The organism is Mesorhizobium sp. WSM1343 (genome assembly GCF_055901535.1).
In genome coordinates this window covers 1,205,208-1,219,643 of sequence record NZ_CM148370.1, presented here as the reverse complement: position 1 = coordinate 1,219,643, position 14,436 = coordinate 1,205,208, and the positions used below count along the sequence as shown (strand labels likewise).

Genomic DNA, 14,436 nt, shown 5'->3' with positions numbered 1-14,436 from the left:
GCGTGTGGCAATCATCGACGGTTCACATCCCCGTCAGATCGCTCATCAGCCCCGACGCCACCGACAGCCGCGACACGGTGATGTCGCCGCCCTCGGTCAACGCCTGCAGCCGCTCGCGGATGCGCGCCACCCGCTCGCCGCCGGCGTCCAGCCAGGCAGCCACCGGATCGGCCGTCTTGGCGTGGCCGGTGAGCGCCGCCACCGCGATGCCGCGCCGTGCCGCATCGATCGTGTCGGTGGCGCGCGAAAGCGCCAGCTGATCGTAGTAGTCCGATGGCGTGATCGAGCGTGCGGCATCCTCGACACGCGGAATGCGGAAGGCATCGCTGACGGCGAAGAACGCCTTGGCCGCGGCGACGATATCGGCGCCGGCGGTGCGCGCCGTCAGCGCGATGTCGGGGATGAGTTCCGCCACCTCGCTCAGTGCCAGCTGCCCGGCCAAGCTTTCCGGCGCGCCGGCCTTGAACAGCCCATGCCGCTTCTCCTCGATGCGCTCGCGTGAAAAGGCCGGCAGCAGCGAAACGAGCTTGGGCTCCAGCGCCTTGCGGGCTTCCTGCAACTCGGCAATGCGCTGGCTGAGGGGTGCCGTGCCGGCATCGTTCTTCAGATACCAGCCGCTGGTCACATACATCAGCCGGCTGACCATCTGATAGAGATCGAGCTGCACCTGGCCGTCGATCTGGTTGTCGAGCGCGTCGATCTCGCGATAGAGCGCCGGCAAGGCAAAACCGTCACGCACCACCGCGAAGGTCCGCACCACGTCGCCGGCGGTGCGCCCGGTGGCCTCCTGCAGCCGGTTGACGAAGGATGGGCCGCCGCGATTGACCAGATCGTTGGCGACGACCCGTGTGATGATCTCGCGGCGCAGCCTGTGGCCATGGATCTCGGCGGCGTATTTCTTCGCCATCCGGTCGGGGAAATAGCCCATCAGGTCGCGGTCGAAATGCGCGTCATCAGGCACGTCGCTGGCGACGATGTCGGAAAACAGCACAATCTTGGCATAGGCGAGCAGCACGCCGAGTTCCGCTCTGGTCAGCGGTTCGCCACGCGCTTCGCGCTCGGCCAGCGCTGCCGGCGACGGCAGCGTCTCGACGGCACGGTCGAGCAGGCCGCGCGCCTCCAGCGCCGTCATGAAACGGCTCTGATGCGCGATGTCGGCAAGGCCGCGCTTGCGGGCGATCGAAAGCGCCAGCGTCTGCTGGTAGTTGTTGGACAGCACCAGCGAGCCGACCTCCTCGGTCATCTCGGCCAGCAGCTTGTTGCGTGCCGGGCGTGTCAACGACCCCTTGCGCATGGCGGAAGCCAGCGCGATCTTGATGTTGACCTCGACGTCGGAGCAGTTGACGCCGCCCGAATTGTCGATGGCGTCGGAGTTGCAGCGGCCGCCATTCATGCCGAACTCGATGCGCGCCCGCTGCGTGACGCCGAGATTGGCGCCCTCGCCGATCACTTTCGCCCGGACGTCGAGCGCGGTGATGCGAATGGCATCGTTGGCGCGGTCGCCGACCTCGGCATTGGTCTCGGTCGATGCCCTGAGATACGTGCCGATGCCGCCGAACCAGAGGAGATCGACCGGCGCCTTGAGGATGGCGGTCATGATCTCGACCGGCGTGGCGGTGGTCTTGGCCAGGCCGATCGCCGCCGCCGCCGCCGCCGGCAAGGTGATCGATTTCTGGTTGCGCGAGACGATGATGCCGCCTTCCGACAGTTTCGTCTTGTCGTAGTCCTGCCAGCTCGAACGCGGCAGCGCGAACATGCGCTCGCGCTCGGCCATCGAGGCTGCCATGTCGGGATCGGGATCGATGAAGATGTCGCGATGGTCGAAGGCCGCGATCAGCCGGGTTTTCGGCGACAAAAGCATGCCGTTGCCGAACACGTCGCCTGACATGTCGCCGACCCCAACGACGGTGAAGGACGAGGTCTGGATGTCGCGGTTGATCTCGCGGAAATGCCGCTTGACCGCTTCCCAGGCGCCCTTGGCGGTGATGCCCATCTTCTTGTGGTCATAGCCGGCCGAGCCGCCGCTGGCGAAGGCGTCGTCGAGCCAGAAGCCGTGCTTCTCCGAGATCGCGTTAGCGGTATCGGAGAAGGTCGCCGTGCCCTTGTCGGCGGCAACGACGAAATACGGATCGTCCGGGTCGCGTCTGATAACGCCGGCCGGCGGGATGACGCCGTCGAGGCCGATATTGTCGGTGATCGACAGCAGGCTGGAGACGAAGTTCTTGTAGGCCGAAGTACCGGCCTCGAAGATCGCGTCGCGGCCGGCGCTCATCGGCAGCTTCTTCGGATAGAAGCCCCCCTTGGCGCCCACCGGCACGATGACGGCATTCTTGACCTGCTGTGCCTTGACCAGGCCGAGCACCTCGGTGCGGTAGTCCTGGGCGCGGTCGGACCAGCGCAGGCCGCCGCGCGCCACCGGACCGAAGCGCAGATGCAGACCTTCGACCTCGGAGCCGTAGACGAAGATCTCCCGCCACGGCCGCGGCGCCGGCAAGCCCTCGACCGCGTGCGAGTCCAGCTTGATCGCCAGCGACTGGCCCTTTTCTTTCGTATCGGCAACGAAATGATTGGTGCGCAGCGTGGCTTCGATCAGATTGAGGTAGCGCCGGATGATGGTGTCGTCGTCGATGTTCGGCACATCCTCCAACGCATCCTTGATCTTGGCCTTGAGATGCTTTGCGGCCACCACGCCTTCGTTCTCGGCTGTCGGACCAAGCCGGGCGATGAACAGCGCATGCAGGCCACGCGCTATGTCGGGATAGCGGTTGAGCGCGGCGGCGATGAAATCCTGGCTTTGCGGAATGCCGACCTGCTGCAGATAACGGCCATAGGCGCGCAGGATGGTGATCTCGCCAGACCACAGGCCGGCGGTCTGGGCGAGGCCGTTATAGCCGTCATTATCGACGTCGCCGCGCCAGACGGAGAGGAACGCATCTTCGAACAGCGCGCCGCCATCGGTCAGGTCGATCGGCTGGCCGTAGCTGTTCTCAAGCTCCATGTCATGAATAAAGACTAAGCCGGGCCGATCACTATTGATCGTGCCGACCTGGTCGTCGCCGACCTCGAAAGTGCGCTCGCTGATGACGCGGAAGCCGATGTTTTCCAGCACCGGCACGCGGCGCGACAGCGCCACCGGGCTGCCATGGTGATAGATTTTCAGCGATGCCTGGTGCGGCTTCTGCTCGGCATGGCGATAATAGTCGATGGCGATCGGATTGCCGGCGCTGATCTTGGCAATGCGCCCGGCATCGGCCAGCGCCACCGCCGCGCTGAACGAATCGCGGTAGCTTTCCGGCAGCCGCGCGGCGATCGCCTTCAAAGCCTGGTCGCCGCCACTGGCCTCGGCCGCATCGGAAAGGGCGTCCTCCCAGGTACGCACGATGTCGCGGATCGCCGCCTCTATCGTCGCTTGCTCGACCTTCGGCGTCTTGCCGCCGGAGCGGCCGATGATGAAGTGCACGCGCGCCAGCCCGCCCTCGGGAAAGGCCGGGTAGTAGGCCGACAGCCGGCCTTCGAATACGGTTTTCAGATAGGAGCCAATCTTCTCGCGCACGACGCTGTCGTAACGGTCGCGCGGCACGAAGACGAGGATCGACACGAAACGGTCGAACTGGTCGGCGCGCACCAGCGCCCGCACGCGTGGCCGCTCGACCAGGCCCAGAATGGCGGCGGCATGTTTGCGCAGGATCGGCACCGGCACCTGGAACAGCTCGTCGCGCGGATAGCTTTCCAGCACGTTGATCAGCGCTTTGCCGGAATGATCGTGCCGGTCGAAGCCGGACTTGGCGATGATGGTTTCGGCTTTTGACCTCAGATACGGGATCTTCATCACCGAGCGCGTGTAGGCGGTCGAGGTGAACAGGCCGACGATGCGCAATTCGCCCGCGAGCGTACCCTTGGCGGTGTAGGTCTTGATGCCGATGTAATCGAGATAGATGCGGCGGTGCACGGACGACTTGGCATTGGCCTTGGTGACGATCAGCGGCTCCGGCCCATGCAGGAAGGCGCGGATCTCCGGCGTCGTCGTTACCGCTTCGGTGCCGCGCCTGAGCACCAGCACGTCGGGATCGGACAGGATGCCAAGGCCAGGCTTTTCAGCGCGCTCCAGCGTGCCGCTTTCCTCGCCGCCGGTGTATTTGAACTCGCGCATGCCAAGGAAGGTGAAATTGTCGTCGCGCAGCCACTCCAGGAAGGCGAGAGCCTCGGCAACGCTCTTCTTGTCGAGCGGCACGGCCGTATAGCGGAATTCCGAGATCGCCTGATCGAGGCGGGCCAGCATTGGCCTCCAGTCGTGAACGGCGGCATGAACCTGGCCAAGGATCTTGCGCAGCCGCTCGCTCAATCCGCTCGCCTGCTCGGATGTCAGCCGCGGGATGTGGACATGGATGACGCTCAGCCGGTCGTGGCTGCCATCGTCCTTGGCGAAATTGCCGTCGCCGAGGATTTCTTCCACGCCGCCCTTGCCGTGGCGCACCACGATAACCGGATGGGTGACCAGGGTCGGTTCGCCCGATGTCTCGGTGATCTCGCCGAGGATGGAATCGAACAGGAACGGCATGTTGTCGTTGACGACCGTGACAACCGTCATCGGGCGGCCGTCTCGCACAACGCCCGAATCGGCATCGACGGCGACGACGCACTCGCCTTTCCTGTGAGTGGCGACTGCCTGGCCGGCGAGATCGGCAGCCCGCTCCAGGTCGGCCACATCGTAGGGAGCAATGTCTTCAGCTGGCGCGCGGGCGAGCAGATAGTCTGCAAGCCTGGCTGGCCTTTCCTCCGCTTTAAGCGCTGCCGTGGCTTTTTTCTTCGGCTTGCTCGCGGATTTCACGCTGGCCATGACGCACGTCCCTCCCGTCGAATGCTTTTACGACTATGGTAGCAGATGACCGCTGTTTGGCGACAAAGGTTTGACGGCTTGCCAAGAATTATCGGAATTTGGCGACAAGATGCCGCGCAACGAGGAGAAATGACCCATGACCGGCAAAATCAGCGCGCTTGATCTTGGCCAGGGAGAGCTGAGCGAGGCGACAAAAACCTATTTCGCCAAATGCGAGGAGAAGCTCGGCCTCGTCCCCAACGTGCTCAGGGCCTATGCCTTCGACGACAAGAAGCTGCGCGCCTTCACCGACATGTACAACGATTTGATGCTGGGTGAGTCCGGCCTGTCGAAGCTGGAGCGCGAAATGATCGCGGTCGCCGTCTCCTCGATCAATCATTGCTACTATTGCCTGACCGCGCACGGCGCGGCGGTGCGCCAGCTCTCCGGCGATCCGGCGCTCGGCGAAATGATGGTGATGAATTTCCGCGCCGCCGATCTTTCGCCCAGGCAGACGGCAATGCTCGAATTCGCCGTCAAGCTGACGCAAGAGCCGGCCAAGATCGTCGAGGCCGACCGGGGCGCGCTGCGTCAGGCCGGCTTCACCGATCGCGACATCTGGGACATCGCCTCGACCGCTGCCTTCTTCAACATGTCGAACCGAGTGGCTGCGGCAATCGATATGCGGCCGAACGACGAATACCACGCCATGGCAAGGTGACGGATTGCGGCAGGGGCGAGACCGGGGCGTTATATTAGCAGTGTCGCATTCTCGTTGCTTGTTTGCCGGTTTGGTCCGATGATCGGCAGGCGGCATGACCGCATGCCGGTTCGATGCCGCTCACCAAGGGAGGAGAACATGGCGAAATATCTCTACGTCTATCATGGCTCGGGCAAGATGCCGACCGACGAGGCCGAGCGGAAGGCCGCAATGGACGCCTGGAACGGCTGGTACGGCAAGCTCGGCTCGGCCGTGGTCGACGGCGGCAATCCGGTCGGCATGTCGAAGATGGTGCTGCCCGGCGGCAAGGTCGAGAACAATGGCGGCAGCAATCCGGCCGCCGGCTACACGATCGTCGAAGCGAAAGACATCGACGATGCCGTCGCCAAGGCCAAGGACTGCCCGATCCTGATGAACCCGGCCTTCAGCGTCGAGATCGCGCCGATCATTGAAGTGATGTGACGCGCCGGCTCAGGACCGCGTCGCTATGGCGGCCGCCGCACCGGCCATCGTCGTGGCGCTGATGCGATTGGCGATCTTCATGGCGCGCTTGCTCTTCAAAAGCTTGCGCGCCTGTGATGTGGCGAGCACCCAGGCGAGATCGATGGCGACCAGCACCACGGCCATGGTCGCCGTCAGCTCGACCCAGCCGACGATGCTGACCGAAGCGAGGTCGATGATGGTCGGCAGCAGCGCCAGGTAGAACATCATGATCTTGGGATTGCCGAGCGTCACCGCCATGCCGGCGAAGAACAGTTTTATCGCCGAATCCTCGCGCGGCATCTCGCCCTCTTTTGCATCGACAGGCGCGGTCCACATCTTCCAGGCGAGGTAAGCGAGATAGGCAACGCCGACCCATTTCACCACGACGAAGGCGAAATGGAAGGTCTGCGCCACGACAGCCAGCCCGAACACCGCCAGCGATAGCCAGATGCCCTCGCCGATCCACATGGCGAGCAGAAACGGGAACACGTCGCGAAACCCTTTCGAGATGACGCGGGCGACAAGCGCCGCGATCGATGGCCCAGGCGAGCCCGCGGCAACGAACAGAGCGGCGGCGAAAATCAGGAGCGAGGTGGGGTGCATAACCGGGTCTCTGGTTGAAAACCTTCGATTTCGGATATTAACGCAAGTGGCTCGGCTGCGGTAGCACCGACAAAAGACCCTTGTCGGTCCGGCATGTCGCGGCTAGAAAGGCCATCGCGAAACAATTTTGAGCTTCACTTTGCCTACGTAACCGCCGGTCTCGCCAACTCCCCCGACACACTGCATGACACCGCATTTGCGGTATCTGTTTTCATTTTCATGTGTTCTTCTGGGCGGCGGTTCGAGACCGGTTTGGCACTGCTGAACCGTTGTTGCGCGCTGCCGCCCGTGACATCCGATTTCCGATCATAGCAAGCGACCGCCACGCCGCGCCCGCATGGGCATCTCGACATCGCCGGCCTGATGAACTTCCCGACGGGAAGGGCTTATCGGCATGTCTGGACTTCTGCGTATCCACTGGGCAATCGCGCCCAAGACCGCACCTCGACCGCTCATCAATTGCAACCGCTGCGGCACCGTGAGGGCCTATTGCAGCAGCGGAAAGTTCCGCGTCAACGCCAATGGCAAACGCATCGACGTGTGGCTGATCTATCGCTGCATCGACTGCGACAATTCCTGGAATTTCGGCATTTTCGAACGCTGCAACCGCCGCGACATCGACCCGGCGCTGCTGGCGGCGCTCGAAAGCAACGATCCTGCACTCGCTCACCGTCATGCCTTCGATGCGGTGGCGTTGCGCAACCGGATCGGGCGCGTCGAGGAGTTCTCCGATGTCAGCGTTCACAAGCGCAGGCTCGGCGACACCAGGGAAGCCGCGACCGTGTTGGAACTCCAGCTCGGGCTCGAAATGCCGACATCGCTGCGGCTCGACCGGCTGCTCGCAAGCGAACTCTGCATCTCGCGATCACGGCTTCAGGCGCTGGAGGAGAAGCGGCTGCTCATCGTTGACCCGGATGGAGCAAAGGCCCTGCGCAAGCCGGCCCGTGCGGGAAACACGATCTGCATCGATCTGGCCGGCGAGGCCGATCGGCAGGCCATCATCGCGGCTGCCGGTGGATGAACGAAAAAGGGGCGGAACACTGGTTGCTCCGCCCCTCTCGATTATCGGAAAACAGAGAGCTTACGCCGCGCCGACCACCTTGGACGACTTCTCGAACCGCTTGCGCTCGTTCGGATCGAGATAGAGCTTGCGCAGTCGAATGGTCTTCGGCGTCACTTCGACCAGCTCGTCGTCCTGGATCCAGGCCAGCGCGCGTTCCAGCGTCATGCGGATCGGCGGGGTCAGCTTGACCGCCTCGTCCTTGCCGGCGGCACGGATGTTGGTCAGCTTCTTGCCCTTGAGCACGTTCACTTCAAGGTCATTGTCGCGGCTATGGATGCCGATGATCATGCCCTGATACACCTTGACGCCCGGATCGATGACCATCGGGCCGCGATCTTCCAGGTTCCACATGGCGTAGGCGACCGATTCGCCCTGTTCGTTGGAAATCAGCACGCCATTGGTGCGGCCTGGCAGCTCGCCCTTGTAGGGCTCATAGGCATGGAAAAGCCGGTTCATCACGGCGGTGCCGCGCGTGTCGGTCAAAAGCTCCGACTGGTAGCCGATCAGGCCACGGGTCGGCGCATGGAAGACAATGCGCTGACGATTGCCGCCGGATGGGCGCAGTTCGACCATCTCGGCCTTGCGCTCGGACATCTTCTGCACGACGACGCCGGCATGCTCCTCGTCGACGTCGATGACGACTTCTTCGACCGGCTCCAGCAATTCGCCATTCTCGCCCTTCTGCATGACGACGCGCGGACGCGACACGGCGATTTCAAAGCCTTCGCGCCGCATCGTCTCGATCAGCACGGCCAGCTGCAATTCGCCGCGGCCGGAGACGAAGAACGAATCCTTGTCAGGCGATTCCTCGATCTTCAGCGCGACATTGCCTTCGGCTTCGCGCAGCAGGCGGTCGCGGATGACGCGGCTGGTCACCTTGTCGCCTTCGGTGCCGGCCAGCGGACTGTCGTTGACCAGGAACGACATGGTCACGGTCGGCGGATCGATCGGCTGCGCATGCAGCGGTTCGCTCACGCTCGGGTCGCAGAACGTGTCCGCGACGGTGCCCTTCGACAAGCCGGCAATGGCGACGATGTCGCCCGCCTGCGCTTCTTCGATCGGCTGGCGCTCAAGGCCGCGGAAGGCCAGTATCTTGGAAATACGGCCGGTTTCGATCTGGGTACCGTCATGGTGCAGCACCTTGACCGGCTGGTTGGCCTTCAGCGTGCCGCTCTCGATGCGGCCGGTGATGATGCGGCCGAGAAACGGATTGGCTTCCAGGATGGTGCCGATCATGCGGAACGGACCGGGATGAACGGTCGGCTCCGGCACATGCTTGATGACGAGGTCGAACAGCGGCGCCAACTGCTGGTCCTTCGGTCCTTCCGGATTTTCCGAAACCCAGCCATCGCGGCCTGAGCCGTACAGAATCGGGAAGTCGAGCTGCTCGTCGGTGGCGTCGAGCGCTGCGAAGAGGTCGAACACCTCGTTGACCACCTCGACATGACGGGCGTCCGGGCGATCGATCTTGTTGATGACGACGATCGGCTTCAGGCCGACCTTGAGCGCCTTGCCGACGACGAATTTGGTCTGCGGCATCGGCCCTTCGGCGGCATCGACCAGCACGATGGCTGAGTCCACCATCGACAGGATGCGTTCGACCTCGCCACCGAAATCGGCGTGGCCGGGGGTGTCGACGATGTTGATGCGGGTATCCTTCCAGTCGACCGAGGTCGCTTTGGCCAGGATGGTGATGCCGCGCTCCTTTTCGAGGTCGTTGGAATCCATGGCGCGCTCGGCCACGCGCTGATTGTCTCGGAAGGAGCCGGACTGCTTCAAAAGCTGGTCGACCAGGGTGGTCTTTCCATGGTCGACGTGCGCGATGATCGCGATATTACGGATTTTCATGTTCTGGTCTCGGAAGCGTTGCAGGCAGCAGGCCAAAAGGCGCTGCCTCTTTCGGTTGCGCGGCTCATACAGGGTTTTTCGCAGTTGCGAAAGAGGAGGCGCGTCACCAAATACTCATCAAATCTTAAGCATCTGCGTGTGAGATGATTTTGTTAACCAAGGCGGGAACCCTTCGGGGCCCGGGCAGTTCGAACATCATGACCGATAAACTCAACCGATTCTGGCCGCTCATCGCCTCTGTTGCCTTCGCCGTCCTGCTGGCGGCCAACGCCGCGCAGTCGGCCGCGACGACGAAGGAATCACGGCCTGCCTTGCCGTCAGAGGCACAGTCGGCCGAGCAGATTTTCGCCGACGCGCCCGACGGCGTCGACCCGGTGGTGACCGGCCCGGTTAGCGCCGCCTTCAAGCAGCGGCAGGACGCCGCCAACTGCGACAGCGCCGTCTGGCCGAATATTCCTATGGTCTGCTACCCGGACTAAGACATCGCGCGCCCTAGACGCGCGACACCTTTCCATCAGCGCGCGCTTATGCCGACCGCACCGGGTCGAGCGTCACCTTGTAGAGTTCGTTGTCGTCGCGATCCATCAGCCGCACCGTCATCTGCTCGCTGGCGCCTGAAATATCGACCAGCCCGAAGAATTGCAGACCTGCCGACGGCGGTAGGTTCTGTCCCTGTTCGGCGGTCGGCGCCTTGATGAACTTCAGCTCCGGACCGAACGTCATGTCGAAATCGTTCGGCCCGAACGTTCCGGCATGGATCGGACCCGAAACGAATTCCCAGAACGGATTGAAATCCTGGAACTGCGCCTTGTCCGGGTTGTAATAATGCGCGGCCGTGTAATGCACGTCGGCGGTGAGCCAGACGGTGTTGCTGATGCCGGCATTCTTGATGAAACGCAGCAGGTCGGCGATCTCGAGCTCACGCCCTTTTGGCAAGCCATTGTCGCCATTGCTGACTGCTTCGGCACCAACCTTCTTGGTGCCGTCGTCCCAGACGACGAGGCCGAGCGGCATGTCGGCGGCGATGATTTTCCAGGTCGCCTTCGAATTCGCCAGTTCGCGCTTCAGCCATTTCGTCTGCTGTTCGCCGAGCATGCGCGATTGCGGCGTCATCTCATCCTGCATGTCGGGACCATTGGGGCCGCGATAGGAGCGCATGTCGAGGAAGAACACGTCGAGCAGCGGCCCGTAGGCGATCTTGCGATACACGCGGCCGGGCTCGGAAGGTTCGTAGCGGATCGTCGTCATCTCGTGGAAAGCCCGCGCCGCACGGGCCGCCAGCACGTGGATGGATTTTTCCGAATAGCGGCTGTCGGCGCTGAGATCCTTCGAATCCGACCAGTTGTTCAGGACTTCATGGTCATCCCACTGGTAGAAAGTCGGGCAGATGGCGCTGAGACCGAGCACGTTCCTGTCCATCATGTTGTATTTCCACTGGTCCCGGTATTCGTCCAGCGTCTCGGCAACCTTGCGCTTGCCGTCGATCAGCACGACGTTCTTCCACTTGCCGCCGCCGGGCAGGTCGACCTCGTCCTTCATGGCGCCGTCGGCATAGATGGTGTCGCCCGAATGCAGGAAGAAGTCGGGCGTGTGCTTGCCGATCGTGGCGTAGGTCTTCATGCCGGTCTCATCGATGCCCCAGCCCTGGCCGGCGGTGTCGCCCGACCAGGCAAAGCGGATGTCGCGCTTCGAGGCCGGCGCCGTCCTGAAGCGCCCGGTGATCGGCTCGGAAACGGCGTTGATGTCGGCGAGATCGGCTGCCGTCATGCGATAGAAGATATCCTGGTCCGAAGCGAGGTCGGTGAGCAGCCGCTTGACGGTGTAGTCGCTGGCCGGCGACGTATCGAGCGGCGCCAGGCGTGTCGCATTGGCGAAATTCTCCGTCGACGACACTTCGAACATGACGCGCGACGGGCGATCGGTGCGCGTCCACACCATGCCGCTGGTTGCGTCGACATCGCCGGACTGGACGCCATGGGTGAAGGCCGGCCGCTGACTGGCGCGCGAATAGTAGGGCAGCGCCAGGCTCGAGACGCCGGCCAGGCCAACGGCGCTGGCGGAGGTGACGAAAGCGCGGCGAGTCATCGAAAGCTTGTTCACGGCTGTCTCCTGGATGGCTTGAACGGTGCCACCAAAATCCAGCGTCAATGTTTCAGGGACATCTCGGGATCATGAAGTTTTTCTGACGATCAACAGGCGGGTGGGCGTTTGCGCGGACGGCGAAGCTGCCGATCTTCCTCCGTGTGGGGGAGATGGCAGCTTGGCCGGTAGCGTCTCTCCCTACGCCGCCTGCGGCTCCGGCTCGAATGCCGGCTTGCTGGTGTTGATCAGCAGCGAGATACAGGCAGCGGCTATTGCCGTCATGCCGGCGATCAGGAAGGCCAGTTCGTAATTGCCCTGCAACTCGCGCATGGTGCCACCAAAGGCGGCGGCGGTCGCCGCACCGATCTGGTGGCCGGCGACGATCCAGCCGAACACGATCGGCCCACTGCGATCGCCGAACGCCTCATTGGCGAGCCTCAGAGTCGGCGGCACGGTGGCGATCCAGTCGAGACCGTAGAGCACGGCGAAGATGATCAGGCTGGTCGCTGAGAAGCCGGAATAGGGCAGGTAGATCAGCGACAGGCCACGGATGCCGTAATAGACGCCGAGCAGCTTGCGCGGGTCGAAACGGTCGGTGAGCCAGCCCGACAATGTCGTGCCGATCAGATCGAAAATGCCCATCATCGACAGCAGGCCGGCGGCCTGCACCTCGCCAATGCCCATGTCGCCGCAAAACGCGATCAGATGCGTGCCGACCAGCCCGTTGGTGGTGAAGCCGCAGACGAAGAAGGTGGCGAACAGATACCAGAACACCCGCGTGCCGGCAGCACGGCGCAGCGTCGAGAACGTATGCGCCAGAAAGTTGCCCTGTGACGCAGGCGGGGTCGGCGGCACATCGTCAGCCTCGGCGCCATAGCGCACCATGCCGATCGATGCCGGCCGCTCCGGCACCAGCAGCCAGACCAGCGGTATCAGGGCAGCGGTCGCGATCGCGACCGCAATGACAACCGGCTGCCAGCCGCCCGACTGTGCCAGAGCGGCGATCAGCGGCAGGAACACCAGCATGCCCGAGGCACTGGAGGCCGACATCAATCCCATGACAAGGCCGCGATTGGTCTTGAACCAGCGATTGACGATGGTCGCGCCGAGCACGCTGGCGACAGCACCGGAACCAATGCCCGAGAACACGCCCCAGGTGATGAACAGATGCCACGGCTTGGTCATCAGCAGGCTGAGCATGGTCGAGCCCGACATCACCACCAGCGAGGCGAGCAGCGTGCGGCGCAGCCCGATGCGCTCCATCAGGGCTGCGGCAAATGGCCCCGTCAAACCGTAAAGCAGAATGCCGACACCGGCGGCCAGGGAGATGACGCCGCGGCGCCAGCCGAAACTGTTCTCGAGTGGCAGCATCATGACCGAGGGTGCGGAGCGCAGGCCAGCCGCGACCAGCAGGCTGAGGAAGATGACGCCGACCACGACGAAAGCGTAGCGCTGGCCAAAGGGGCGAGATTGAGTTATCATGTTACTGACCGGTACGTTGCAGGGTGGGAACATGTATACGTACCGATCGGTAACATTGTCAATCGAGTCACACGATGCCAACCGACAAAAATATTGAACTGACCATCAGCGACGGTCATGCATCCGCTCCGCCGAAAGCCGCCAAGAAGATCCTCGATGTGGCCTATGACCTGTTCTACCGGCGCGGCATCAGGGCGATCGGCGTCGACGAGATCGTCAAGCGTGCCGGCGTCACCAAGCCCAGCCTCTACCGCAGCTTTCCGTCAAAGGACGAACTGGCCGCTTCCTATCTCAGGCAATATGACCGTGAATACTGGGAGCGCTTCGACGAAGCGGTCGCCGCTCATCCCGGCGACCCGCGCGCTCAGATCAAGGCTTTCCTGACCCGCATCGGCAAGCGCACGCAGGTGGCGGACTATCGCGGCTGCGGCATGACCAATGCGGCGGTCGAATATCCCGACCACAGCCATCCGGCCCGCGTGGTCAGCGAGGCCAACAAGCAGGAACTGCGCCGCCGCCTGCGCGCCATGGCGGCTGCGATGGGCGCGCAAGACCCAGACACGCTCGGCGACGGCCTGCTGCTGCTGATCGAGGGCGCCTATATCAGCGGCCAGTTGTTCGGCCTCGGCGGTCCGGCGCAAGCGGTTGCCCGCAATGCCGACCTGCTGATCGAAGCCAGCTTGAAGAAATAGCGTTTGGCGCTACGCTGCGGCGGCTTGCAACGGAGATTGACCGCCATGCGTGCCATTCTGATCCCGCTTGTCCTGGTCGGTCTCGGTCAGGCGGCGCAAGCCGACGGCATTTCCAGCGCCTACACCGATCTGGATTCGAAAACGGACTGCGTGACCTACGCGCAGGCAGAAGAAGGCGACGGCGACTGGGCCGAACTCGCCTGTTCAGGCTATCGCGGCTATCCCGTACTGATCGCCTATGACGACGCCCGTGAATCGCTGTTCTACGGTTTTCCGCCCGGCGGCGACATGACGACGGTCTGGGAAAGCTTTTCCGGCCTCAATTCGTCCGGAGCCAAAGTCGAATGGCGCATCGAAACCAAGGGCGACACGGCAGTGCCCTATGCCGTCATCCATCGCCGCTCGATCAGCAATCCCGAGGACGAGAAAAAGCCGACCGAGGTGCTGCTCGTCGCCAAGGTCGGCCAGATGGACGCCCGCGACGGCTGCACCGTCGGCCTGGTGCTGGCCACCGGCAATCCCGTCGCCAACGACCAGGCGCGCAAGCTTGCCGACGACAAGGCACGCACCTTCGCCTGCGGCAAGGACAGACACACCGTCATCGGCAAAGTGCCGGCCTTCGGCCGGGTCGACAACTGACCGGTCG

General features: G+C 63.3%; 11 protein-coding genes. 6 read left to right on the top strand and 5 right to left on the bottom strand.

The annotated features are described in order from the left end of the window. Nucleotides 1–22: 22 nt before the first annotated feature. Complete coding sequence (locus AC0NIL_RS05860) at nucleotides 23–4,837, bottom strand: NAD-glutamate dehydrogenase (protein WP_473572913.1); 4,815 nt, start codon at nucleotides 4,835–4,837, stop codon at nucleotides 23–25. 136 nt (nucleotides 4,838–4,973) lie between these two features. On the opposite strand from AC0NIL_RS05860, the gene AC0NIL_RS05855 reads away from it, so the two are divergent. Then, a complete protein-coding gene (locus AC0NIL_RS05855; RefSeq protein WP_063169467.1) occupies nucleotides 4,974–5,537 on the top strand; it encodes a peroxidase-related enzyme in 564 nt (187 codons plus the stop codon). A 138-nt stretch (nucleotides 5,538–5,675) separates the two neighbouring features. Then, nucleotides 5,676–5,999: a YciI family protein gene (locus AC0NIL_RS05850; protein ID WP_013529006.1), complete on the top strand. Its 324-nt coding sequence runs from the start codon at nucleotides 5,676–5,678 to the stop codon at nucleotides 5,997–5,999. Between the two features lie 9 nt (nucleotides 6,000–6,008). On the opposite strand, the gene AC0NIL_RS05845 is transcribed toward AC0NIL_RS05850, so the two are convergent. Further along, the gene (locus AC0NIL_RS05845; protein ID WP_275953496.1) at nucleotides 6,009–6,623 is read right to left on the bottom strand and encodes a LysE family translocator; all 615 of its coding nucleotides are present in this window, start codon (nucleotides 6,621–6,623) and stop codon (nucleotides 6,009–6,011) included. Between the two features lie 394 nt (nucleotides 6,624–7,017). Here AC0NIL_RS05845 and AC0NIL_RS05840 point away from each other — a divergent pair, with 394 nt between their 5' ends. Then, nucleotides 7,018–7,644 (top strand): DUF1062 domain-containing protein, encoded by a 627-nt coding sequence (locus tag AC0NIL_RS05840; protein ID WP_275953495.1) that lies wholly within the window; start codon nucleotides 7,018–7,020, stop codon nucleotides 7,642–7,644. A gap of 60 nt (nucleotides 7,645–7,704) precedes the next feature. Here AC0NIL_RS05840 and typA read toward each other — a convergent pair whose 3' ends face one another. Next, nucleotides 7,705–9,534, bottom strand: coding sequence for a translational GTPase TypA (typA, locus tag AC0NIL_RS05835; protein WP_013529003.1), 1,830 nt, complete (start codon nucleotides 9,532–9,534; stop codon nucleotides 7,705–7,707). 197 nt (nucleotides 9,535–9,731) lie between these two features. Between typA and AC0NIL_RS05830 the strand changes: the two genes are divergently transcribed. Next, the gene (locus tag AC0NIL_RS05830; RefSeq protein ID WP_224618852.1) at nucleotides 9,732–10,013 is read left to right on the top strand and encodes a hypothetical protein; all 282 of its coding nucleotides are present in this window, start codon (nucleotides 9,732–9,734) and stop codon (nucleotides 10,011–10,013) included. Nucleotides 10,014–10,059: 46 nt separating this feature from the next. Here AC0NIL_RS05830 and AC0NIL_RS05825 read toward each other — a convergent pair whose 3' ends face one another. Both AC0NIL_RS05825 and AC0NIL_RS05820 read right to left on the bottom strand, forming a co-directional pair. Continuing rightward, nucleotides 10,060–11,619, bottom strand: coding sequence for an alkaline phosphatase D family protein (locus AC0NIL_RS05825; RefSeq protein ID WP_473573015.1), 1,560 nt, complete (start codon nucleotides 11,617–11,619; stop codon nucleotides 10,060–10,062). Nucleotides 11,620–11,814: 195 nt separating this feature from the next. After that, the gene (locus AC0NIL_RS05820; RefSeq protein WP_473572911.1) at nucleotides 11,815–13,098 is read right to left on the bottom strand and encodes an MFS transporter; all 1,284 of its coding nucleotides are present in this window, start codon (nucleotides 13,096–13,098) and stop codon (nucleotides 11,815–11,817) included. Nucleotides 13,099–13,172: 74 nt separating this feature from the next. Between AC0NIL_RS05820 and AC0NIL_RS05815 the strand changes: the two genes are divergently transcribed. Both AC0NIL_RS05815 and AC0NIL_RS05810 read left to right on the top strand, forming a co-directional pair. Then, a complete protein-coding gene (locus AC0NIL_RS05815; protein ID WP_013528999.1) occupies nucleotides 13,173–13,790 on the top strand; it encodes a TetR/AcrR family transcriptional regulator in 618 nt (205 codons plus the stop codon). Between the two features lie 45 nt (nucleotides 13,791–13,835). Continuing rightward, nucleotides 13,836–14,429, top strand: coding sequence for a hypothetical protein (locus AC0NIL_RS05810; protein WP_013528998.1), 594 nt, complete (start codon nucleotides 13,836–13,838; stop codon nucleotides 14,427–14,429). The last annotated feature ends 7 nt before the right edge of the window (nucleotides 14,430–14,436 follow it).

Coding starts and splice junctions, on each gene's coding strand:
- AC0NIL_RS05860 (WP_473572913.1), bottom strand. CDS start 4,837: ATGGCCAGCGTGAAATCCGCGAGCAAGCCGAAGAAAAAAGCCACGGCA.
- AC0NIL_RS05855 (WP_063169467.1), top strand. CDS start 4,974: ATGACCGGCAAAATCAGCGCGCTTGATCTTGGCCAGGGAGAGCTGAGC.
- AC0NIL_RS05850 (WP_013529006.1), top strand. CDS start 5,676: ATGGCGAAATATCTCTACGTCTATCATGGCTCGGGCAAGATGCCGACC.
- AC0NIL_RS05845 (WP_275953496.1), bottom strand. CDS start 6,623: ATGCACCCCACCTCGCTCCTGATTTTCGCCGCCGCTCTGTTCGTTGCC.
- AC0NIL_RS05840 (WP_275953495.1), top strand. CDS start 7,018: ATGTCTGGACTTCTGCGTATCCACTGGGCAATCGCGCCCAAGACCGCA.
- typA (WP_013529003.1), bottom strand. CDS start 9,534: ATGAAAATCCGTAATATCGCGATCATCGCGCACGTCGACCATGGAAAG.
- AC0NIL_RS05830 (WP_224618852.1), top strand. CDS start 9,732: ATGACCGATAAACTCAACCGATTCTGGCCGCTCATCGCCTCTGTTGCC.
- AC0NIL_RS05825 (WP_473573015.1), bottom strand. CDS start 11,619: ATGACTCGCCGCGCTTTCGTCACCTCCGCCAGCGCCGTTGGCCTGGCC.
- AC0NIL_RS05820 (WP_473572911.1), bottom strand. CDS start 13,098: ATGATAACTCAATCTCGCCCCTTTGGCCAGCGCTACGCTTTCGTCGTG.
- AC0NIL_RS05815 (WP_013528999.1), top strand. CDS start 13,173: ATGCCAACCGACAAAAATATTGAACTGACCATCAGCGACGGTCATGCA.
- AC0NIL_RS05810 (WP_013528998.1), top strand. CDS start 13,836: ATGCGTGCCATTCTGATCCCGCTTGTCCTGGTCGGTCTCGGTCAGGCG.